Here is a 21,002-nt window from a genome sequence, read left to right as displayed (position 1 = left end):
CTATCGCTCAGCCACTTCTCTCCGCTCCTCGATCGCCGCCTGGGCAGCGGCCAGCCTTGCGATGGGCACGCGGAAGGGCGAGCAGGAGACGTAATCGAGGCCGACCTCCTCGCAGAAGCGGATGGAGGTGGGGTCGCCACCATGTTCGCCGCAGATGCCGAGCTTGAGGTTGGCCTTGGTCTTGCGGCCGCGCTCGGCGGCGATGCGGATCAGTTCGCCGACGCCGTCGAAATCCAGCGAGATAAAGGGATCCTGCACGATGATGCCCTTGCGCTGGTAGGTGGGGATGAAGCTTGCCGCATCGTCGCGCGAGATGCCGAATGTGGTCTGCGTCAGGTCATTGGTGCCGAAGGAGAAGAAATCGGCGGTTTCGGCAATGACATGCGCGCGGATAGCGGCGCGCGGCAGCTCGATCATCGTGCCGGCCAGATAGCCGATCGGCAGGCCGGTCTCGCGCGAGACATCAGCGGCGACTGTGTCGATGCAGGCCTTGACGTAATCGAGTTCGGCGCGCAGGCCGACCAGCGGCACCATGATTTCCAGCTCGACGGCCGCCCCGGTCGCCTTTGCGGCCGCAGCCGCCGCCTCGAAGATGGCGCGGGCCTGCATTTCGGCAATTTCCGGATAGGAGATCGCCAGCCGGCAGCCGCGATGGCCGAGCATGGGATTGAACTCGTGCAGCGCCTCGACGCGCCGCGCCAGCTGCGCCGGCTCCATCTCCATGGCGGCCGCCACCTCCAGGATTTCCTCCTGGCTCTTCGGCAGGAATTCATGCAGCGGCGGATCGAGAAGACGGATCGTGACCGGCAGACCGGACATGATGGTGAACAGTTCGGTGAAATCCGAGCGCTGCATGGGCAGAAGCTTGTCGAGCGCCGCACGCCGCCCCGCCTCGTCCTCCGCCAGGATCATCTCGCGCATCACATGGATGCGACCACCTTCGAAGAACATGTGCTCGGTGCGGCAGAGCCCGATGCCTTCCGCGCCGAAGGCACGGGCGGCACGGGCATCGGCCGGCGTATCGGCATTGGTGCGCACGGCCATGCGGCGGGCCTTGTCCGCCCAGTCCATCAGGCGGCCGAAATCGCCGGACAGTTCCGGCTGGATCATCGGCACCTCCCCCTTCAGCAGATGGCCGGAGGAACCGTCGACCGTCACCACCTCGCCGCGCTTCAGGGTGAAACCGGGGCCGACCAGCTGCTCGTTGCGCATGTCGACGCGAAGCCCGCCGGCGCCGACGACGCACGGGATGCCCATGCCGCGCGCCACCACCGCCGCATGGCTGGTCATGCCGCCGCGCGTGGTCAGGATCGCTTCAGCCACATGCATGCCGTGAATGTCTTCCGGGCTGGTTTCGCTGCGCACCAGCACCACCTTGCGTCCCTCGGCTTCCGCCGCCACCGCATCCTCGGCGGTAAAGACGATCTCGCCGGAGGCAGCGCCCGGGGAGGCCGGCAGACCGGAGCCGAGCACGGTGCGCGCCACGCGCGGATCGATGGTCGGGTGCAGAAGCTGGTCGAGCGAGGGGGGTTCGATGCGGCAGATCGCCTCCTCCTCGCTGATCACCCCTTCATCGACGAGATCGACGGCGATCTTCATCGCGGCGCGCGTGGTGCGCTTGCCGGCGCGCGTCTGCAGCATCCACAGCCTGCCGCGCTCCACGGTGAATTCCACATCCTGCATGTCGCCGTAATGCGCTTCGAGCCGGTCGCAGATGGCGCGGAACTCGGCAAAAGTCTCCGGCATCAGCTTTTCCATGGAGGGCTTCTCGGAGCCGGAGGCAAGACGGCCTTCCTCCGTCAGCGATTGCGGCGTGCGGATGCCCGCCACCACATCCTCGCCTTGCGCGTTGATGAGAAATTCGCCGTAAAGACTCCTTTCGCCGGTCGAGGGATTGCGGGTGAAGGCAACGCCCGTGGCAGACGAGGACCCGAGATTGCCGAACACCATGGCCTGCACGTTGACGGCCGTGCCCCAGGCATGCGGGATCTGATGCAGGGTGCGGTAGGTGACCGCGCGGGCGTTGTTCCAGCTGGAAAAGACGGCCGCGATCGCCCGCCACAGCTGCAGTTCGGGATCCTGCGGGAAGGCTTCGCCCAGTTCCTCCTCGATCACCTGCTTGTAGAGCGAGACCACATGCTGCCATTCGACGGCAGACAGCTCGGTGTCGTAATCATGGCCGAGGCGGGCCTTCTCGTCCTCGAGGATCTCCTCGAACACCTCGTGATCGAGCCCCATCACCACATCCCCATACATCTGGATGAAGCGGCGGTAGCTGTCCCAGGCAAAGCGGGCATCGCCGGAATCATGACCAAGCGCCTGCACCGTCTCGTCATTGAGGCCGAGATTGAGCACCGTATCCATCATGCCCGGCATGGAGGCGCGCGCGCCGGAGCGCACCGAGAGCAGCAGCGGCCGCTCGGCCCCGCCGAACCGACGGCCGGTCAGCCGCTCCATGTCGGCAAGGCCCGCGAGCACCTCGGCGCGAAGGCCGTCCGGCAGGCTCCGTGCATTGCCGAAATAATGCAGGCAGGCTTCGGTGACGATCGTCATGCCTGGCGGCACCGGCAGGCCAAGTGCTGCCATCTCGGCAAGGTTCGCCCCCTTGCCGCCGAGCAGTGCCACATCGGCAGCCCCGCCTTCCGCCTTGCCGCCTCCGAAGCGGTAGACCCACTTTGTCATCGTTCTCCTCCAGACGAGCATGCACTGCTTCTTGTTTTACCAAGCATTTACAGGATGGCTGCGCGCTTGGAAACCACCTCCGAAAGGATGATGCTGCATTGCAACAAAAATGCGACCAAATCGGCACGCTTTGCGGAGGAAGACAAAACGACGCCGGCGATTGCGGATCGGTCGGGCGGGCCGCACGGAACCGGGCAGGAACGTGGCGGTGCGGGACATGCACGATCCCTCAAGCACGCGGCAGTTGATTGTGCGGCGCACAGCTGTGCATCAGTCATCCCGGAAGAAGGACAGCGCATCATCGGCAATTGCAACGAAGATTTCATGACAAGGGAAGGAGATTGCGGGAGCGTTCCCAAGCAGAAATGAAAAGGCCGGGCGTCACCTAAGCGACAACCCGGCCGATTGAAAAGACTTCAACTATGTCTTAAGTCACTGAATTAGCAGACTTTGCGGGGCCGCCTGCTCCGGCCCCGCAAAGTCTTCCGGCAGGTACAGGAACCCCGCCGGGGGGTGCTGAAAAGCTGTCTTTCAATCGCATCTGTATGCTTCGTTGAGTGCTAGCATAAGATAAAATCTCGGAATTGCAACCAGATTGCATGGACGATTTCTTGTATTTTTGCACCGCACACATCCAAGATGCATCGCTGTATCATTGTGGCAACGCAACGGAAGCTTGCAGACGGAGCAACAAAACTTGACCCTACTTGATGCGCGTCACATCAGCGTCACGACGCCGAATGCGGATAGACCCTTCGCAGCCACCCCGCGTGATGAACCCGTCACCCCGCAGTACGCATCCCTCCGCCGGACGACTATAATAGACAATCGGATCACTTCAATCGCGGCTGGCCGGCAAATCGTATATTGAAGCCGTCATCACGTCCCAGGGCGATGTCGAAAAAGGGCAAAGGCTCGTCAGAGTCCCGGCTTGCGCAGCAGCTCCATCGCCGCCTCGGGCGGGTTGCCGAGCACCAGTTCCCCGAGCGTGCGATCGGCGATGAGGACCCAGGCCACCTTGCCATCGGTGGAAAACAGAACCCGCAGGCGGCTTTCCGGGCAACGGCCGGCAAGGCACGCGCCAAACAGCTCGCGCGGCACGCCCTCCACCTGCACGGCCTCAGATGCGCCCGAGACATAGCGTGGATCGGTTGCCATGTTGCGCACCCATGGTGGCAGGGTCCGGGCTACGCGCAGAAGGTCACGCAGGCTTTTGTCGTGGGCGGGGGAGATCTTCAGGATTTCCTGCAGATAGCGGCCGGATTTCGCCTCCTCGCACAACGCAGCGAAAGCCGGCAGCAGGAAAAGGCCGAAAGCCGCCAGAAGCAGACGGAAATGCTGCATCACGCCTCCGTTCAGCTCGCCTCGCGCAGGAGTTCGGCCGTCTGCAGATCGACGGAGACCAGCTGGCTGACGCCCTGCTCCGCCATGGTGACGCCGAACAGGCGGCTCATGCGGGCCATGGTGATGGGATTGTGGGTGATGATAACGAAGCGTGTCTCGGTGGAGGCCGCCATCTCGTCCATCAGGTTGCAGTAGCGCTCCACATTGTGGTCGTCGAGCGGCGCATCCACTTCGTCCAGCACGCAGATCGGCGCGGGATTGGTGAGGAAGACGGCAAAGATCAGCGCCATCGCCGTCAGCGCCTGCTCGCCACCGGAGAGAAGCGTCATGGTCTGCGGCTTCTTGCCGGGCGGGCGGGCGAGGATTTCGAGCCCCGCCTCCAGCGGATCGTCGCTTTCGATCAGCTGCAACTCGGCGGTGCCGCCGTTGAACAGATGGGTGAACAGTCGCTGGAACTGGCCGTTCACGACATCGAAGGCAGCAATCAGCCGCTCGCGGCCTTCGCGGTTGAGGCTCTGGATCGCAGCCCGCAGCTTCTTGATCGCATCAATGATGTCGTCACGTTCCTTGATGAGGGCGGCGAGCTTTTCGGACAGTTCCTTCTGCTCCTCGTCGGCGCGCAGGTTGACGGCGCCAAGCCGTTCGCGCTCCATCTTCAGCCGGTCCACCTCGCGTTCGACACCGGCCGTATCGGGAAGTTTGGCATCCGGCGTGACACCCGCCAGCCGGAAGGCTTCGTGCGGCTCCACAGACAGCGCCTGACGGATGGCGTTTTCGGCATCATGGCGACGCTCGGCGGCAGAAACGAGCCGCTCCTCGGCACGGCCGCGCTTTTCGCGCACATCGGCCAGTTCGGCAAGCGCGGTGGCAGCGAGGCGGTCGGCCTCGCGCTGACGGGTTTCCGCCTCGGCCAGCAGATCGCCGGAGGCGCGCCGTGCCTCTTCCGCCTTCTGCAACTCGTTCATCAGCGCCCGGCGCTTGTCGTCGAATTCCTCCGGTGAGAGATCCAGCTCCGCCACCTCCTCGCGCGCCTCGTCCTCGCGTTCGCGCAGCGTCCCGATCTGGTGGGCGGCGCTGGCGGCCCGGCTCTGCCAGCCCTGCCGCTCCTGCGCGATGGCCGACAGCCGGCGCCGGCGGGATTCGGTTTCGCGCGAAAGCCCTTCGAAGCGGGCGCGCGCTTCCGCCGCCGCCGCACGATCCTGCGCGACGGAAAGCTGCTGTTCGCCAAGCCGTCGGTCGAGGCCGGCCAGATCCGGCGCCTCGTCCAGCTCGGCCCGCACGCCTTCCTCCTGCGCGGAAAGTTCCTCCAGCTGGCTCCGCAGCTGTTCGGCGGCATTGGCCAGGACGTCCCGGCGACGCATGAGGTCACCGGCAGCGCGTTCGGCCTGAGCCAGGGCCTCGCGCGCTTCCGAAAGGCTGCGGGTGGCAAGCCGGCTGCGCTCGCGCGCATCCCCAAGACGGGCTTCCTCGGTGCGGATGGCCTCGCCCGCGCGCTGCAGCAGCGTCTCCGCCTCGGAGAGCACGATCTCCGCCTCCTCGACCTCAGCCTCCAGCTCCGACAACCGGTTCTTCTGGGCAAGACGCAAGGCGGCCGCACTCGGCGCCTCGGAGCCGGTCACGTGACCGTCCCAGCGATAGACCGCACCATCGCGCGTGACGAGCCGCTGGCCGGGCTTCAGTGCCGCCATCAGGCGGGCAGCATCGGCAGGATCGATCACGCCAACCTGTTTCAGGCGGCGGGCAAGCTGCGGCGGGGCCGTAACGCGGGTGATCAGCGGCACCGCGCCCTCCGGCAATGCCGGGTCGGCGGCACCATCCCCATTGCCGGCCCAGTGGGCCGGTGCGTCAGCCTCGAGCGGGCTGTCGAGATCATCACCGAGGGCAGCACCCAATGCCGTCTCGTAGCCGCGATCGACGCGCACCAGCTCGGCAACCGGCGAATAGCTGCCGCTGGCAGCACCTGCCGCCAGCATCTTGCCGATCGTGCGCGCTTCCGCCTGCAAGGCATTGAGAGTGGCGCGCGCCGCCTCCACGGGGCGACGGGCTTCGATCTCCGACTGTCGGGCACGGGCCAGAGCCTGTTCCACCGTCTCGATGGCAAGACTTGCCTCCTCAAGCACGGTTTCCGCAGCCTCGACGGCCTCGCGGCGCTCTTCCGGGTCGGGCAGGCCGGCCAGCTTCTCATCCAGCGCGTCCGCTTCGCCACGGCTTTCGGACAGCTGGCGGTCCAGCCGCTGGCGACGATCGGCAATCTCGCGGATGCTGCGTTCCAGCTGGGCACGCCCGGCAAAGGCCTCGGCGCGCTCGGCGGTGACGGCGGCAAACAGGCGCTCGCTTTCGGCAAGCCGCGCGGCCGCCTCCTCGAACAGAAGCCGGATCTCCTCCGCCTCCTCGCCCGACTGGTCGAGAAGCGCCTGCAGCTCCTCCTCCTCCGCATCGAGACGCTCGATGACGCCGGCATTGTCGGCCATCAGCTGCTCCTCGCGGCGGATGTCCTCGGCCAGCTGGGCGAGACGGCGGGTCAGATCGTCGCGACGGCGCAGCAGGCGTCCGGCCTCCTCCTCCAACTGCCCGCGGGCGATCTGCAGCCGTTGCAGGGCGGCGGCGGCGCGGGCTTCCGCCTCGCGCAGTTCCGGCAGCGTCAGGCTGGCGATCGCCTGCGCCTTGGCGGCCTCCATCTGCGCCTGCGCCTTCTCCGCCACCAGCGAGGTGATGGCGTTGAGGGCCGTACCGGCCTCATTTTCCGCATCACGCGCCTGCACCCAGCGGATATGCAGCAGCAGGGCCTCACGCTGGCGGATATCCGCGGACAGCATCTTGAAGCGATTGGCCTGGCGCGCCTGGCGCTTCAGGCTTTCGATCTGGCTCTCCAGCTGCGCGGTAATGTCTTCCAGCCGCTCCAGATTGGTTTCGGCGGCGCGCAGGCGCAGTTCGGCCTCGTGGCGTCTGGAATGCAGGCCGGAAATGCCGGCCGCCTCTTCCAGAAGCTGGCGGCGCGCCTGGGGCTTTGCCTGGATCAGCTCGCCGATGCGCCCCTGCCCCACCATCGAGGGCGAACGGGCGCCGGTGGAGGCATCGGCAAACAAAAGCTGCACATCCTTGGCGCGCGCCTCCTTGCCGTTGATGCGATAGACGGAGCCCTGCTCGCGCTCGATGCGGCGCGACACCTGGATTTCGTCCGCATCGTTGAAGGCGGCGGGAGCGGTGCGGTCGCCATTGTCGAGAAACAGCGCCACTTCCGCCGAATTGCGGGCTGGCCGGTTGCCGGAACCGGAAAAGATCACGTCGTCCATGCCGGACGCGCGCATGTTCTTGTAGGAGTTTTCCCCCATCACCCAGCGCAGGGCCTCGACGAGGTTCGACTTGCCGCAGCCGTTCGGTCCGACCACGCCCGTCAGACCCGGCTCAATGATGAATTCTGTCGGTTCAACGAAGGACTTGAAGCCGACCAGGCGCAGCTTGTTGAACTTCATGGCGCCCCCCTCCCCGTCATGAACGACGGCGGGGCAAGGCAGGCAATCAAACGGAAAACGGGCGCAGGTGAACCACCGGCGCCCGCATCAGAGAAAACGGCCGACTCAGAGGAAGCTGTCGATGAGTGCAGACATGGCTTCAACCGACATGTCTCCGGAATAGCGGTTGCCGTTGATGATGAAGGTGGGGGTCGAATTCACGCCGAATTCGTCCGCGCCGCGCTTCATCGTGGCATTCACATCATCGAGAAGCTTCTGGTTCGTCAAGCAGGCGGTGAAGCTCTCCTGTGTAAAACCGGCCAGTTTGGCGTTCTGCAGCAGCGCGGCGCGCACATTGCCGTCTGCCGGGGCCGCCCAGGCGCGCTGCTGCTTGAACAGCATCGAGACCATCGCGAAGTATTCCTTGGGACCGGAGAGTTCCTGCGGCTTCACCGGGTTGCAGCGGGCCAGCATGAAGGCGGCGGTTGCGACCGGATCGAACGGGAATTCGCGCAGGATGAAGCGCACCTTGCCGGTATCGACGTATTTTTCCTTGATCGGATCGAAGGTGGTGGCGTGGAAATGCGCGCAGTGCGGGCAGGTCATCGACATGTATTCGACGATGGTGACCTTGGCCTTCTCATCGCCGATGGCCATTTCCGGCAGCGTGCCGGGCTGCAGCACCTTCGCCATGTCCACCTTGCCGGAGGATTCGGGCTTGTCGTCCGCGAAAGCCTGTGTGGCAAGGCCGGCAACCGACAGGCCGACGGCGGAAGCTGCGACGCCGCCGAGCAGATGGCGTCTGGAGAGGGCGAAAGAGCGGATCGGCATGTATCAACACCTATTGTTCAGTGGAGCGCGAAAGTCCCTGGGTTTGTCCGTAGCCCGCCCCGCGCCGGGCGACAAGCACCAGGAAGCGCACATCTCTCAAACAATTGTGAGAGAGTTGCGATGAATCAAGAGCAAAACCGATGGATGGCGATATTCAGCGCCGGCCGCGCTTCGGCTGCAGCACGGCCGTGCCGAGGCGCTGGACGGCGCGTTTCAACGCATCACTTTCGATCCCCTCCATCATCGCGTCGAGACGGCGGGCGGCCTCGCCGCGCAACGGCTGCGGCGCAGGACGGTGACGCAGCTGGACGGACACCGGCTTCTGCACGATGCGCACCTGGCGGATGGCCGGAAAGCCGAAGAAGCCGTTGATGCGCTCGATCAGTTCGCCCTGCGCATGCGACAGGAACAGGGCACGCGCGCCCTCGCAGGCAATCGTCAGCACGCCCGGCTGGTAGCCCGCCTCGTCCCCACCGTCACGGCGCGGCCAGGCAATCTTTTCCGGGCGCGTGCAATCGGCAAAATCCTCTCCGGCGATCTCGTCCCAGGAGCCGAGCAGCGCCGTCGAGATTCCGGCGCGGCGCGCCAGCACCGGATCCATGATGCCATTGGCGATCTCGGCAATCTGCAGGGGGACTGGACGCTTGCTCATCATCGGGCTCGTTTCAGGTCAGAGTCGTTTCGCCGCCGCCGGCGTCAGCATGTCCCAGCGATGGAACTGCGCGAGGCAGACGCCGACGAACAGCATGATCGTCGACAGGCAGAGCTCATGATAGAACGGATCATGCAGAAGACCAAAGGCGCCGAGACTGCCAAGGACATAGACGGCGGACCGCCTGAGCACCGCATCCGGGGTCTTGCGCCAGACCGTGGCGAGAAACACCACAGGGATCGAGGCCAGCAGCAGAAGGCCGATCACGCCGTTGGCGAGAAGTTCCTGCAGCACGAAATTGTGCACGTGCTTGTAGCCCTCGATCAGCGAGGCGTGGTCGCCGGCCGCCTCGGTCATCAGACCGAACATGCGCATCAGGCCGACACCGGACAACAGGTGGTCGCCGATCACCACCAGCGCCGCCTGCCACATGGTCAGGCGAATGTCGCCGGACACCATGTCGGCATGCTCGCCCCCGTCGATGTAATAGTCATAGACGCTGAAAAAGCGCTCGATGAGCATCTCCCTCACCTGCGGCAGCAGCAGCAGGGCGACAAGTCCGGCCAGCAGCATGACAAAACGGGTCTTGCGCAGATGCGGGCGCCACTGTTCCGTGCGGCAGAAGAACTCGACGAGGAAGATCGCAGGCACCAGCACCAGAACGGCCCGCGTTTCCGTCAGGAACACCGGAAAGCTGGAGAGCGCCAGATACTGCATGCCGTTCGGCAGGAAGCGCGGCGGCTTTTCAAGATCGATGCTCGCCACCAGCGCCCCGATCAGCACCAGAAAGGCCATGATCGCCGCATTGCCGCCACCACCATAGCGATCCGGTGCGTGGGCGAGGATCATGGCCACCGTGAGCGCCAGCAGGAACGTGGCGACCGAGCCAAGGCGCGCGCCAATGACGAAGTGGCGCAGCGGCCGGCGCACCAGACACAGGCCGGGAGAAATGAAGGAAACCCCGAGCAGGAGGCCCATGAAGCCAAGCTGCCGGTTATCCAGATTGAACTCGCCGCGCACCAGCATCAGCGCTGCGGAAAACAACGTATAGACCATCACCATGCCGGCCGGCGACGTCATCTGGCGACGCAGCCTGCGGCGGCTGGAGAAGGCGACATAAAGGCCACAGGCACCGAAGATGACGGCGACCGCCACGGGTGCCGGCATGTAGAGTGGAAAGAGCACGGCCGAAAGGCCGACAAGGAGCGGGTCGATCCGTCTGCGAAGCAGCAGCAATCGCTTTACCGTCATCATGCGCCTTTCATTGCTCCGGACAGCCCACCGATCAGGATACGGAGTTCTCCGCGTGGTCTCTTCCCGACGGGACCCGATGTGTTCGCCGACTGTGTCGTTTTGAAGGAACCCGCTCCCCACCGGCTCCCCACCGAAAGGCTCTCCGCGGGCATCCGCTGCAAGCCTCTAGAAAAACGTGTAGGCGGCGCGCCGCAGCGCTTCGCCGACGCGAAACAGGTGAGTTGGCATTTTCTTCCAGCCCCGCAACTTCAGCCCGCGATAATCGGCCTGGCTGGCGATCAGTGTCTCGTTGCGCAGCGCGCCAAAATCGATGAGGTTTTTCTCGCTGGTATAGATCGGCACGCCATGCTGCCATGATCGTTCCAGCGCGCTGTCGAGCGGCAGGGATTGCGGTCGCATGCCCGTGGCAAGTCTTTCCGCCGCCTTGGCCGTCAGCAGATAGCAGGCAGACGAGCCCTGCGGCCCGAAGCGCGAAAACCCGACCCGATCGCCGCGCGCGCTGGTGAAGAGCGGCCGGAAGGCTACGGTGCGGTGGTTGACGAGCTTGACGACGCAATCGTCAGGCACGACCTCCAGAATGGAGAGCGCCCGCTGCATCAGGTCGGCACTGAGGGCGACGTCGTCCTCGATGACGAGGGCCGCCGGGCGGCCGCTGTCGGCCAGTTGGCGGAAGGCATTCAGGTGGCTCTGGTAGCAGCCATATTCGCCGGCCATCATCGGGCGGCCATTGCGCCGGCGGAACAGATCAACATCCGCATCGGCCCAGTCGGCCTGCGGCACGAGGCTGCCATCGACGCCCGCGACCCGTTCCAGGGTGATGCCAAGCTCAGCGGCCTGCTGTTCGATCAGCCGGCGACGCGCAGCCGCCCGTTCGATATTGATCAGAAAGACCGGCAATTCCATCTGTTGCGCCATTGGCTTCCACGTCACCGCATTCTATCACTCCGGCCGACTGCTCGACCGCTCATCAAGACAAGGCCCCATGCATTCCATGCCGGACCCGTTCGAAACTCGCCTCACCCGCCATCTGCTCGACTGGTACGATCGCCATCACCGCGACCTGCCCTGGCGGGTGACACCGACCGCGCACCGTCAGGGACTGCGAGCCAACCCCTATCACGTCTGGCTGTCGGAAGTGATGCTCCAGCAGACAACCGTGCAGGCGGTCAAGCCTTATTTCCGAAAGTTTCTGGAGAGATGGCCTGATGTCTCGGATCTGGCCAGTGCACCGGTCGAGGATGTGATGGCCGCCTGGGCGGGACTTGGCTACTATGCGCGAGCCCGAAACCTCAAGAAATGCGCCGAGGCGGTGGCGAGCCTGCATGGTGGCGTCTTTCCCGATACGGAGGATGGCCTGCGCGCCCTGCCCGGCATCGGCGACTATACGGCTGCCGCCGTCGCCGCCATCGCGTTTAACCGGCCGGCCGCCGTGATGGATGGCAATGTGGAGCGCGTCATTTCGCGCCTCTACGCCATCGACGCGCCGCTGCCCGGTTCGAAACCGGTGATGAAAGCCCGCGTCAGGGCGCTGACGCCCGTTGAGCGGCCGGGCGATTTTGCACAGGGCATGATGGATCTCGGCGCCACCATCTGCACGCCGAAGCGGCCAAGCTGCGTGCTCTGTCCCTTCCGCGACGACTGTCTGGCGCTTGGCCGCGACGATCCCGAGCGCTTTCCGGTGAAGGCGGCGAAGAAGGAAAAGCCGATCCGGCAGGGCGCCGCCTTCGTCGCCGTCTCCGCCGACGGCGCGGTGCTGCTCAGCCGTCGCCCCGCATCGGGCCTGCTCGGCGGCATGACGGAGGTGCCGACCACCAGTTGGACATCGCGGCAGGATGGCGGCACGACGCCCGATCACGCCCCCTTCCCCGCCGACTGGCAGCCTGCCGGCGTGGTGACCCATGTCTTCACCCATTTCGAACTCAGGCTGACGGTATTTCGCGCCCTGATCTCCACCCGACCGCTGATGCAGGGCTGCTGGTGGGAGCCGGTGGAACAACTGGAAGCACAGGCCTTGCCCACCGTGATGAAAAAGGCAATCACTCTGGCCATTCCACGCGCCTTTTCACCGGCATCGACGGCGCCAGACAGCTGAGCATGCCGCAGATCCTTTTCGCAAATCCCAGGAGGAGTTTTCATGACCATCGACCATATCGTCTTCGACATCGGCAAGGTGCTGATCCATTACGATCCGAACATTCCCTTCAGCCGGATCATTCCGGATGCCGAGGAGCGGCGCTGGTTCTTCGAAAATGTCTGCACGCATGACTGGAACGTGGAACAGGATCGCGGGCGCGAATGGCCGGTCGCCGAGGCCGAGCTGATTGCACAGTATCCCGAGCGCGAGGCGCAGATCCGCGCCTTCCGCAAGCACTGGCACGAAATGGTGCCACATGCCTATGAGGGCAGCGTCGCCATTCTGGAAAGCCTGATCGACGCCGGCCGCGACGTGACCATGCTGACCAATTTCGCCGCCGACACCTTCCGCCATGCGCGCGAGCTTTTCCCCTTCCTCAACCGGCCGCGCGGCGTCACCGTGTCCGGCGAAATCTTTCTGATCAAGCCGGATGTGGAGATCTACCGCCTGCACGCGAAGAATTTCGGCCTCGATCCGGCCCGGACGATCTTCATCGACGATTCCGCCGCCAATGTGGAGGGCGCCAAGGCCGCCGGCTGGCAGGCGGTGCAGTTCATCGATGCCGAGCGGCTGCGCGCCGATCTCGCCGCCTTCGGCATCACCGTCTGACCGGGAAAGGCCACCCGCATGAGCGATGGACAAGTCTATCTCGACGGCCATATCGACGTACCCGCCGACCGGCGGGCGGCCGTGGACGCCGCCCTTCCCGTTCACATCGCGCTGACGCGGGCCGAACCCGGCTGCCTGAAATTCGAGGTGACGGCTTGCGGCACCGTGGAAGGCCGCCTCCTGGTTTCGGAGATCTTCACCGACCAGGCCGCCTTCGACGCCCATCAGGCCCGCACCAAATCCTCCGACTGGTTTCAGGTGACCGCCGGCATTCCGCGTGATTATACGATCCGGGTCGAGGGAGACACCCCGCCGCGTTGAAAGCCTGCGCGGATGTGGTATGCTTCAGGAGTGAGGTCAGGAGCTGGAACTCCTGACCTCGTTTCGCTTAGCTTAAGAATTGAACCCGGACGCGCACTGACCAGCCTGTCCGGGTTTTTCTTATCTCAAGCGTGATTAAGACAGGCATCCCCATCGTCATCACTCCTGCTCGGGAGCAGAGCCTCTGCCTCGGCCGGTGCGGCTCATCCTCACCGGTCGACGCCGGCTGGCACGGCGCCTGCCGCTTCGCTCCCGACAGCGGAACGGTAGCAGGCGGAACGGAAATCACCAAGGGTTGCAAAGAGTGATGCGCGCACCCACTCGCGGTGCGGAGCTCGGCACCAAGACCCAAACAGGTCTTCAAAAAACAACGCCCGGGTCCTTGCGGATCCGGGCGTCGTTGCCTCTGACGGGACTGGAACCGACGAGAGGCCTCATTGACGGGGGCGGTGGATCGACTATCTCCGTGCAACGAGTATTTCGTCCAGAGAGAGCGTCGAATCAGGCAAAAGCATGGTCGGCGCCCATCACGGCCTTGTGTAGTCAAGCACTCAGTCCGGTCTTCAGTCGAGCGCAGCCATGTCCCGCCGCACGATGGCGCGCAACGTATCGATGGGCTTCAAGACACCTTCTTCCTCGTAATACCAGAAGGTCCAGCCATTGCAGGTGTCAAAACCTTGCACCTTTGCGCCGACGCGGTGGATGGAGCCGGCCTCGCCGCCGGAAACCAGCGTACCATCGGCGCGCACGATGGCGCTGACCCGGCGCTTGGCATCCGTCAGCACCTGGCCGGGCTTCACCATGCCGCTTTCCACCAGCGTGTTGAAGGCCACGCGCGGCTCGGCCTTCTTGCCGGAGAGAACGGTGAGTTCCACCTTGCCGAGCGGTTCCACCGCCGCGATGCGGGCGGAGGCCGCATCGATGTAATCCTGCTCGCGCTCGATGCCGACGAAGTTGCGGCCGAGACGCTTGGCGACGGCACCGGTGGTGCCCGAGCCGAAGAAGGGATCGAGGATCACGTCGCCCGGCCTGGTGGAGGCCATGATGATGCGGGCCAGCAGCGCTTCCGGCTTCTGCGTCGGATGGATCTTCTTGCCGTCGTCGTCCTTCAGCCGCTCGTGGCCGCTGCAGATCGGAAACAGCCAGTCGGAGCGCATCTGCACGTCATCGTTGGAGGCCTTCAGCGCATCATAGTTGAAGGTGTAGGATTTCGCCTTGGGATCGCGGCTCGCCCAGATCAGCGTCTCATGCGCGTTCTGGAAGCGACGGCCCTTGAAGTTCGGCATCGGGTTCGTCTTGCGCCAGACGATGTCGTTCAGCAGCCAGAAGCGCAGATCCTGCAGCATGGAACCGACGCGGAAGATGTTGTGATAGGAGCCGATGACCCAGATCGTGCCATTCGGCTTCAGCACGCGCCGGCAGGCCAGCAGCCAGGCGCGGGTAAAGGCATCGTAGGCCTGAAAGCTCTCGAACTGGTCCCATTCGTCATCGACGGCATCGACAAGCGACTGGTCCGGCCGGTGCAGCATGCCGCCAAGCTGCAGATTGTAGGGAGGATCGGCAAAAATGACATCGACCGACTGGTCGGGCAGTGCTTCCAATGCGGCGACGCAATCGCCCTTGATGATGCTGTTGAGCCAGGAATCGGGACGCGGTTCGGCCCTCAAGGCCGCAAGCGGAAGAACGGATGCCATCTGATACTCGCTGAACGCTGACTCGGAATACGTTTACAGACTGTTATGGTTACCCAGTTTGGTTACCAAAGACTGAAGGCGGCACCGCCTGACGCGAAAATTGTGGCACGGATGGTGTCAAAGCCCGATCTGCGCTATCCTTTCGCCCATGAAGAAGGACGAGGCCATCCGACAGCTGACCGCGCGGGCCGATGCCATCCGGGCACTCGGCGCAACCGCGCTCTACCTGTTCGGCTCGGTTGTGCGCGACGAGGCCAGGGAAACGAGCGATCTCGACCTGTTCATCGATTATGATCCCCGCTCGCGCTTCAACGCGTTAGATCTCGTCGGTATCAAGCTGTTTCTGGAAGAAGATCTGTCGATTCCCGTGGATGTGACGACCCGCGACAGCCTGCATCCCGTCCTGCGAGATCGGATCATTGCCTCCGCCGAGCGGGTCTTCTGATGGCGCGAGACATTCGCCATTTCCTGTACGATATTCAACTGGCGATCAGCGCGATCGAGTCGGCCGTGACCGGCAAGACCCTTGCCGATTACCAAGCCGACGCTTTTCTGAAACTGGCAAGCGAGCGGGCAATCGAGATCATATCCGAAGCAAGCCGGCGGATCCCTGAGGAGATCCAGAACCTTCGCCCCGAAATTCCATGGCCGAAGATCCGGGGCATCGGCAACATTCTGCGACATGAATATTATGGACTGTCCGAAACCATCCTCTGGGGCGTGATCGTGGATGAATTGCCGAAACTCCGCGTCGCCATCGCCGCCATTCAGGCCACGCTCGAGGGCGATGAGGGGGACACAGGTACCGCCTCGGCGTCCACCGGCGCCTCCGCCCGTTCGAACATGCCGTAATCGCGCAGCACATGGCCGATGCGCAGGCGATAGTCGGCAAAGATCTCGCGGCGCCCGGCCCGTTGCGCGGCGCGATGCGCTTCCCGGGTGCGCCACACCTGCACGGCCGCCTCGTCACGCCAGAAGGACAGCGACAGAAGCTTGCCGCGCATCGACAGGCTTTCGAAGCGTTCGATGGAGATGAAGCCGTCGATGCTTTCCAGGTCCTGGCGCAGTTCGCCGGCAAGGTCGAGATAGCGATGGCGCTCGCCCATATAGGGTACCACTTCGAAAATGACGGCGATCATTCAGGCATCCTCGGGCCATGCGGCAGCGAGACATTGCGCAGGAACAGGCGTTCCTCTTTCAGGATGAAGCGCTCGCGGCTGGCGAAGGCATAGTTTTCCCGGCCGAGCGGGTCCTCGGCGAGGCGCGCGCGATAGGCCTCGTAGGCCGCGAGGCTTTCGATGGAGTAGACGCCGTAGGCGGTGGTCGCCGATCCCTCGTGCGGGGCGAAATAGCCGATCAGATCGGCACCGCAGCGCGGGATGGCCTGCCCCCAGGCGCGCGCATAATCGGCGAAGCGATCGCGCTTGAACGGGTCGATCTCGTAGCGGATGAAACAGGTGATCATCGTCTTCCTCTCTGGTTGCGATGCGCGCACACTGCCCCATTGCACGGCAATGATGCTTCGGTTACGATCAAACCATGAAAGAAGGACCCGACATTGCCCGCATCGCAACGCTGATCGGCGACCCGGCCCGCGCCAACATGCTGATGGCGTTGATGGGCGGCCAGGCGCTGACCGCGACCGAACTGGCCGGGGCCGCCGGCGTGACGCTGGCAACCGCCAGTGCGCACCTCTCCAAGCTGGAGGATGGCGGGCTGCTGTCCCAGCGCCGCCAGGGGCGCCACCGCTATTTCGCGCTGGCCGACAGCGCCGTTGCCGGCCTGCTGGAAAACCTGGCCGGCCTTGCCGCGACGCGCGGGCATCTGCGCCATCGCCCCGGGCCCCGCGACCCGGCGCTGCGGCGTGCACGCATCTGCTATGATCATCTGGCCGGCGATTTCGGCGTGCGCATGCTCGACAGCCTGATCGGACGCGGCGCGATCATGGCCGACGGCGAGGCCTTGCAACTGACGGAGAGCGGCCACCGCTTCTTCTGCGAAATCGGCGTGGATGTGGACGCGCTGAAGACGCCGCGCCGGCCGCTCTGCCGCGCCTGCCTCGACTGGAGCGAGCGCCGCTCGCATCTCGGCGGCGCGCTCGGCAAGGCGATCTTCCAGCACATCCTGGCCGAAGGTCTGGCAAAGCGGGAGCCCGAGAGCCGCGCCATCCGCTTCACCCGTGAAGGCGAGCGCCGTTTTCTCGCCCTCTTCCCGGTCCAGGACGCCGACGCGGCCTGATTGTTCTTGTCGCCATCCTCGTGTAGTCAGGCATCATCCCGCACCTACCGGGGCCTGACGATACGGCGCCCCCTTCAACATCCACGTGAAGATCCCAGCAAAGAGCACTTCTGACATGAGCGGATTCGACCTCATCATCTTCGACTGCGACGGCGTTCTGGTCGATTCGGAAATCATCGCGGCCCAGGTGGAATCCCGCCTGCTGACGGAAGCCGGCTACCCCATCAGCGTCGAGGAAATGGGCGAGCGCTTCGCCGGCATGACCTGGAAGAACATCCTGCTTGCCATCGAGCAGGAGGTGGACATCCCCCTCTCCGCCTCCTTGATCGACAAGTCGGAAAAGCTGCTCGACGCGCGGCTGGAGCGCGACGTGAAGGTGATCGACGGCGTGAAGTTCGCCCTGTCTAAGATCACCACACAGGCCTGCATCTGCTCCAATTCCTCAAGCCAGCGCCTCGACATGATGCTGACGAAGGTGGGGCTGAAGCCCTATTTCGCACCGAACATCTTCTCGGCCAAGGATCTCGGGCCGGACCGGGTGAAGCCGCGTCCGGACATTTTCCTGCACGCGATCGACACCTTCAAGGTGAATGCGTCCCGCACCGTGGTGATCGAGGATTCGGTACACGGCATTCACGGCGCGGTGGCCGCCGGCTGCCGGGTGATCGGCTTTACAGGCGCCTCGCACACCTATCCGAGCCATGCCGACCGGTTGACCGATGCCGGCGCCGAAACCGTGATTTCTCGCATGAGTGACCTGCCCGCGACGATCACAGCGCTGGGCGAATGGGTGGGCGCCGTCTGATCCGGCGCGACGTCAGAAGGATACCGAGAGCGCAAGCCTTGCGGTATTGCTGATCTCGTCGGCGGAAAAGATGCCGTTCCAGTTGAAGGTCAGCCGCATGGCAGATGAAAGCCTCGCCTCGATGCCGGCCTTCAGCACCGCCGCGTCGCGCGGCAGCGACACGCCGCCCACGGTGAAGCGCTGCCCGCCGCCATAGGCGAGCGTCGTGTCTGGCGACAGGTCGCCGAACACGTGCCGCCAGCCAAGTTCGGCGGTCAGCGCCATCGGCAACTCGGCAACCGGCAGATCGGTTGCCACGCGCAGGCCGAGCGTGGAGACGGTAACCTCGTCAATACTGTTCGATCCGGACAGCGCCGCCGAGCCCCCCTGCTCCGCAAATCCGTCCGTCCAGAGCCGCACATGCGCAATATTGGCGAAGGGAGTGAGCGTCGCATCGCCGGCGCGAATATCGGAGGAGAGTTCGGCAAAGACCTGCGCCGTATCGCCGTGATAGTCACTGGTCAGCACCTGCGACAGGCTGCCGACATCGATGCTGCGCCGGGTGCTGATGCTGTTGCCGGACCAGAGGGCGCCGCCGCTCAGGGTGACCGGGCCGAACCAGGTGCTGCCGTAGAGACCGGCGTGATAGGCATCCACATCGGCGTGATCGCCACCCTGCGGTTCGGAGACATGGCTGCGGCTGGCGCCGACCACGACGCCGACACGGCCACCCTCGAACCGGCTGTTGTCGAACAGCAGGGCATCGGCGCCCAGAAGCGCGCCCTTCAGCCTGCTTTTGACCTCCTCGGCATTGCCATCGCCATCGATATGGCCGTTGCCACCGAACACGGCGGCCCAGAAACCGTCCTTGCCTTCGTGGCGCACCTGCATGCGCTCGCGCAGGGCCTCGCGCTGGAACTGGCCGTCTTCCAGAAGCTGGCTCTTCAGGGAGGCATGCAGATCGCCATCCAGCCGCTCGAAGACGGTCGCGGCATCCGCACGCGACATCGACTGGACCGCAAGGTGAAGCCCGTCATTGGCCGGCAGCGCATCCGCGGCATTCGCCGCTGCCCTGGCATTGGCGGTCGAGGCATAGGAGGAGAAGGCGACCGCGTTGCGGTCGAGATCGAGCGTCAGGCTGCCAGCGCCATAGGTGACCAGCGGCGACAGGAAGGCGAAGTCGGAGGTGACACTGGCAAAGGTACCCGACACGCCGCCGGTCGCGGTCAGCAGGGTGTAGCTGACGGAGGGATCGTAGACCTGGCTTGCGGCCTCAAGGGCCAGCGTGCCACCGAGCGTTGCGGTTCCGCCGACGGTGATGCGGTCCGACACGCCGGTCGAGGCAATGTCCGCCTGATAGGTGGAGCCGGCGCCAAGCGTGAGGTTGCCTGTGACGGACAGCGTGGCAAGTCCCGGCCCGGGAGACAGCGTGCCCCCCGAACCGACGGAAAGCGAAGCGACGCTGCCCGTGCCCGAGAGAATGCCGCTGCCCGACACCGTGACCGCACCGAGCACGGTTCCGTCATTGGTCAGCATACCACCGCTGACGCTCGCCGCGCCGGTGATGCTGCCGGTGTTGTCGAAGTCGCCGCCGGTGTTTGTGAGCGATGCGACCGTGCCGCCATTCGTCATGCTGCCGGCATTTACCACGGCGCCCGTGGAACCCGCGCTGTTGTTGACGAGGCTGCCGCCGGCACCGACGCTCACCGAAGCAAGGCTTGCATTGTTGGTGACGGTGCCGCCGGTAATGCTTGTGGTGCCGGTCACGCTGCCGCCGGTATTGTTGGTGAAGCGGCCGCTGGTATTGGCAAGGCTGGCAAGGGTGCCGGAATTGGTGGTGTTGCCGGCATTGCTGATGGCGCCCGCCGTTGCACCGGCATTGTTGGTGAAGAGGCCATCCGGACCGACGGTCACGGCGGCAAGCGTGGCGTTGTTGGTCAGCGTGCCACCGGTCACGCTGCTCGCGCCCGAAACGGTACCGCCGGTGTTGTTGGTGAAACTGCCGGCCGTATTCACCAGGGCCGCCAGATTTCCGCCGTTGGAGGCGGTGCCCGCATTGGTGAGCGTGCCGGCGGTGGCACCACTGTTGTTGACGAAGATCGCGCCGCTTGCCACCGAAACGGACGACAGCGTGCCATTGTTGGTCAGCGTGCCGCCGGCAAGATCCGTGGCGCCCAGCACATGGCCCGTCGCATTGTTGGTGGCGATGCCGCCCGACGTGACGATGAGCGTCCCGAGCGTGCCGTTGTTGGTGAAGGTGGCCGCAATGCGCGTATCGCCGCTGATCGTTCCGTCATTCACGGCGCTGCCGCCGGAAAGGCTGAGGTCGCCATCCAGCGTGCCAGAATTCGAGAGAACCCCGCCGGTGACGGTGACATCGGAGGCAAGCCTGCCGCCCACAAGCACCTCGATCAGGCCTGACGACAGGCTGGTGCCGTTGCCGACAGTGAGAGTTGAGGGAACACGCAGCGTACCGCCATCGACCGCAAGCGTGGAAACGGCAGCACCGGATGACACGATGGCAACGCCGGTGCCGATCTCGGCGGCATCGGCTGCTCCCGGTGCTCTGGGCGTGGTGGACCAGTTGGCGCCATTCGTGAAGCTGCTATCGGACGTGCCGGTCCAGACGGAGGAAATGCTTTGAGCAACAGCCGGTGGCGCCGCAAGAACGGTGAGGCCAGAGGCCAGCGCCGTCGAAAGCCAAAGCCGGGCCCCGCCGGGACCCAGTCTGCCCACCGCCATGTCATTCTCCCTGTCATCGGAGCAAACAGGAGCTGCATCGCTCCTTCATGCTGCATCAGGGTAGAAGCAGTGGGTTAACGACGGGTTAATGATGCACAAGGAATGGACAAACCTGTCTCATCTCAAGAAAAATCCAGTCTTTCCCGAGAGATATAGCCAATGAACCGCAAGATATGCTGGCCAAATATTCGGCATCGGCGTGTGTATCGTCCAGCTTCTGGGCGATACGTAAAACAGAGAGGCAAGGCATCCCTGGCGACACTGC

At 64.6% G+C, this 21,002-nt stretch carries 19 protein-coding genes; 8 read left to right on the top strand and 11 right to left on the bottom strand.

Annotated elements, in window-relative coordinates; genetic code table 11:
• Complete coding sequence (ppdK, locus tag FNA46_RS09775; RefSeq protein ID WP_143124998.1) at nt 1–2,682, bottom strand: pyruvate, phosphate dikinase; 2,682 nt, start codon at nt 2,680–2,682, stop codon at nt 1–3.
• A gap of 66 nt (nt 2,683–2,748) precedes the next feature.
• Between ppdK and FNA46_RS09770 the strand changes: the two genes are divergently transcribed.
• Nucleotides 2,749–3,051, top strand: coding sequence for a hypothetical protein (locus FNA46_RS09770; RefSeq protein WP_143124997.1), 303 nt, complete (start codon nt 2,749–2,751; stop codon nt 3,049–3,051).
• Between the two features lie 549 nt (nt 3,052–3,600).
• Here the strand turns inward: FNA46_RS09770 and FNA46_RS09765 are convergent.
• From FNA46_RS09765 to FNA46_RS09740, 6 genes are all read right to left on the bottom strand, one after another.
• Nucleotides 3,601–4,026: an Ivy family c-type lysozyme inhibitor gene (locus FNA46_RS09765; protein ID WP_143124996.1), complete on the bottom strand. Its 426-nt coding sequence runs from the start codon at nt 4,024–4,026 to the stop codon at nt 3,601–3,603.
• 11 nt (nt 4,027–4,037) lie between these two features.
• Nucleotides 4,038–7,499 carry a chromosome segregation SMC family protein gene (locus tag FNA46_RS09760; protein ID WP_143124995.1) on the bottom strand — a complete coding sequence of 1,154 codons (3,462 nt, stop codon included), beginning with the start codon at nt 7,497–7,499 and terminating at the stop codon, nt 4,038–4,040.
• Between the two features lie 105 nt (nt 7,500–7,604).
• On the bottom strand, nt 7,605–8,309 hold the full coding sequence (locus FNA46_RS09755; protein WP_143124994.1) for a DsbA family protein: 705 nt from the start codon (nt 8,307–8,309) through the stop codon (nt 7,605–7,607).
• A 154-nt stretch (nt 8,310–8,463) separates the two neighbouring features.
• Nucleotides 8,464–8,961 (bottom strand): DUF721 domain-containing protein, encoded by a 498-nt coding sequence (locus tag FNA46_RS09750; RefSeq protein ID WP_246102984.1) that lies wholly within the window; start codon nt 8,959–8,961, stop codon nt 8,464–8,466.
• A gap of 18 nt (nt 8,962–8,979) precedes the next feature.
• Nucleotides 8,980–10,215: an O-antigen ligase family protein gene (locus FNA46_RS09745; protein ID WP_143124992.1), complete on the bottom strand. Its 1,236-nt coding sequence runs from the start codon at nt 10,213–10,215 to the stop codon at nt 8,980–8,982.
• Nucleotides 10,216–10,380: 165 nt separating this feature from the next.
• Nucleotides 10,381–11,130, bottom strand: a complete 750-nt coding sequence (locus tag FNA46_RS09740) for a glycosyltransferase family 25 protein (RefSeq protein ID WP_143124991.1) — start codon at nt 11,128–11,130, stop codon at nt 10,381–10,383.
• Nucleotides 11,131–11,197: 67 nt separating this feature from the next.
• On the opposite strand from FNA46_RS09740, the gene mutY reads away from it, so the two are divergent.
• The 3 genes from mutY to FNA46_RS09725 are packed head-to-tail and all read left to right on the top strand — an operon-like array spanning nt 11,198 to nt 13,279.
• A complete protein-coding gene (gene mutY, locus FNA46_RS09735; protein WP_425468699.1) occupies nt 11,198–12,307 on the top strand; it encodes an A/G-specific adenine glycosylase in 1,110 nt (369 codons plus the stop codon).
• 42 nt (nt 12,308–12,349) lie between these two features.
• Nucleotides 12,350–12,958 carry an HAD family hydrolase gene (locus FNA46_RS09730; protein ID WP_143124990.1) on the top strand — a complete coding sequence of 203 codons (609 nt, stop codon included), beginning with the start codon at nt 12,350–12,352 and terminating at the stop codon, nt 12,956–12,958.
• A gap of 18 nt (nt 12,959–12,976) precedes the next feature.
• Nucleotides 12,977–13,279 (top strand): putative quinol monooxygenase, encoded by a 303-nt coding sequence (locus FNA46_RS09725; RefSeq protein WP_143124989.1) that lies wholly within the window; start codon nt 12,977–12,979, stop codon nt 13,277–13,279.
• Between the two features lie 563 nt (nt 13,280–13,842).
• Here the strand turns inward: FNA46_RS09725 and FNA46_RS09720 are convergent.
• Nucleotides 13,843–14,973 carry a site-specific DNA-methyltransferase gene (locus tag FNA46_RS09720; RefSeq protein ID WP_143124988.1) on the bottom strand — a complete coding sequence of 377 codons (1,131 nt, stop codon included), beginning with the start codon at nt 14,971–14,973 and terminating at the stop codon, nt 13,843–13,845.
• Nucleotides 14,974–15,121: 148 nt separating this feature from the next.
• Between FNA46_RS09720 and FNA46_RS09715 the strand changes: the two genes are divergently transcribed.
• Together FNA46_RS09715 and FNA46_RS09710 are read left to right on the top strand one after the other, a co-directional pair.
• On the top strand, nt 15,122–15,418 hold the full coding sequence (locus tag FNA46_RS09715) for a nucleotidyltransferase family protein (protein WP_143124987.1): 297 nt from the start codon (nt 15,122–15,124) through the stop codon (nt 15,416–15,418).
• Nucleotides 15,418–15,825: a HepT-like ribonuclease domain-containing protein gene (locus FNA46_RS09710; protein ID WP_185969785.1), complete on the top strand. Its 408-nt coding sequence runs from the start codon at nt 15,418–15,420 to the stop codon at nt 15,823–15,825. Before FNA46_RS09715 ends, FNA46_RS09710 begins: the two co-directional genes overlap by 1 nt.
• Here the strand turns inward: FNA46_RS09710 and FNA46_RS09705 are convergent.
• Nucleotides 15,741–16,112 (bottom strand): antibiotic biosynthesis monooxygenase family protein, encoded by a 372-nt coding sequence (locus FNA46_RS09705; RefSeq protein ID WP_143124985.1) that lies wholly within the window; start codon nt 16,110–16,112, stop codon nt 15,741–15,743. The genes FNA46_RS09710 and FNA46_RS09705 overlap by 85 nt on opposite strands.
• On the bottom strand, nt 16,109–16,438 hold the full coding sequence (locus tag FNA46_RS09700) for an NIPSNAP family protein (protein ID WP_143124984.1): 330 nt from the start codon (nt 16,436–16,438) through the stop codon (nt 16,109–16,111). The genes FNA46_RS09705 and FNA46_RS09700 overlap by 4 nt, the downstream gene beginning before the upstream one ends.
• A 74-nt stretch (nt 16,439–16,512) precedes the next feature.
• On the opposite strand from FNA46_RS09700, the gene FNA46_RS09695 reads away from it, so the two are divergent.
• A complete protein-coding gene (locus tag FNA46_RS09695) occupies nt 16,513–17,211 on the top strand; it encodes an ArsR/SmtB family transcription factor (RefSeq protein ID WP_143124983.1) in 699 nt (232 codons plus the stop codon).
• Between the two features lie 115 nt (nt 17,212–17,326).
• Nucleotides 17,327–18,016, top strand: coding sequence for an HAD family hydrolase (locus FNA46_RS09690; RefSeq protein WP_143124982.1), 690 nt, complete (start codon nt 17,327–17,329; stop codon nt 18,014–18,016).
• 12 nt (nt 18,017–18,028) lie between these two features.
• Here FNA46_RS09690 and FNA46_RS09685 read toward each other — a convergent pair whose 3' ends face one another.
• Entirely contained in the window at nt 18,029–20,737 is a 2,709-nt protein-coding gene (locus FNA46_RS09685; protein ID WP_143124981.1) for an autotransporter outer membrane beta-barrel domain-containing protein, read from the bottom strand.
• Nucleotides 20,738–21,002: the final 265 nt, after the last annotated feature.

It is taken from the genome of Affinirhizobium straminoryzae, from assembly GCF_007004135.1.
Taxonomy (GTDB): Bacteria; Pseudomonadota; Alphaproteobacteria; order Rhizobiales; family Rhizobiaceae; genus Neorhizobium; species Neorhizobium straminoryzae.
The sequence above is the reverse complement of the archived record's forward strand: the minus strand, read 5'-3'. Positions and strand labels throughout refer to the sequence as shown.

Excerpts from the sequence above, each read along its gene's own strand:
- FNA46_RS09695 (WP_143124983.1), top strand. The coding sequence starts at position 16,513 with ATGAAAGAAGGACCCGACATTGCCCGCATCGCAACGCTGATCGGCGAC.
- FNA46_RS09760 (WP_143124995.1), bottom strand. The coding sequence starts at position 7,499 with ATGAAGTTCAACAAGCTGCGCCTGGTCGGCTTCAAGTCCTTCGTTGAA.
- FNA46_RS09750 (WP_246102984.1), bottom strand. The coding sequence starts at position 8,961 with ATGAGCAAGCGTCCAGTCCCCCTGCAGATTGCCGAGATCGCCAATGGC.
- mutY (WP_425468699.1), top strand. The coding sequence starts at position 11,198 with ATGCATTCCATGCCGGACCCGTTCGAAACTCGCCTCACCCGCCATCTG.
- FNA46_RS09765 (WP_143124996.1), bottom strand. The coding sequence starts at position 4,026 with ATGCAGCATTTCCGTCTGCTTCTGGCGGCTTTCGGCCTTTTCCTGCTG.
- FNA46_RS09725 (WP_143124989.1), top strand. The coding sequence starts at position 12,977 with ATGAGCGATGGACAAGTCTATCTCGACGGCCATATCGACGTACCCGCC.
- FNA46_RS09740 (WP_143124991.1), bottom strand. The coding sequence starts at position 11,130 with ATGGCGCAACAGATGGAATTGCCGGTCTTTCTGATCAATATCGAACGG.
- FNA46_RS09755 (WP_143124994.1), bottom strand. The coding sequence starts at position 8,309 with ATGCCGATCCGCTCTTTCGCCCTCTCCAGACGCCATCTGCTCGGCGGC.
- FNA46_RS09710 (WP_185969785.1), top strand. The coding sequence starts at position 15,418 with ATGGCGCGAGACATTCGCCATTTCCTGTACGATATTCAACTGGCGATC.
- FNA46_RS09705 (WP_143124985.1), bottom strand. The coding sequence starts at position 16,112 with ATGATCGCCGTCATTTTCGAAGTGGTACCCTATATGGGCGAGCGCCAT.
- FNA46_RS09745 (WP_143124992.1), bottom strand. The coding sequence starts at position 10,215 with ATGATGACGGTAAAGCGATTGCTGCTGCTTCGCAGACGGATCGACCCG.
- FNA46_RS09730 (WP_143124990.1), top strand. The coding sequence starts at position 12,350 with ATGACCATCGACCATATCGTCTTCGACATCGGCAAGGTGCTGATCCAT.
- FNA46_RS09720 (WP_143124988.1), bottom strand. The coding sequence starts at position 14,973 with ATGGCATCCGTTCTTCCGCTTGCGGCCTTGAGGGCCGAACCGCGTCCC.
- FNA46_RS09715 (WP_143124987.1), top strand. The coding sequence starts at position 15,122 with ATGAAGAAGGACGAGGCCATCCGACAGCTGACCGCGCGGGCCGATGCC.
- FNA46_RS09685 (WP_143124981.1), bottom strand. The coding sequence starts at position 20,737 with ATGGCGGTGGGCAGACTGGGTCCCGGCGGGGCCCGGCTTTGGCTTTCG.
- FNA46_RS09700 (WP_143124984.1), bottom strand. The coding sequence starts at position 16,438 with ATGATCACCTGTTTCATCCGCTACGAGATCGACCCGTTCAAGCGCGAT.
- FNA46_RS09690 (WP_143124982.1), top strand. The coding sequence starts at position 17,327 with ATGAGCGGATTCGACCTCATCATCTTCGACTGCGACGGCGTTCTGGTC.
- ppdK (WP_143124998.1), bottom strand. The coding sequence starts at position 2,682 with ATGACAAAGTGGGTCTACCGCTTCGGAGGCGGCAAGGCGGAAGGCGGG.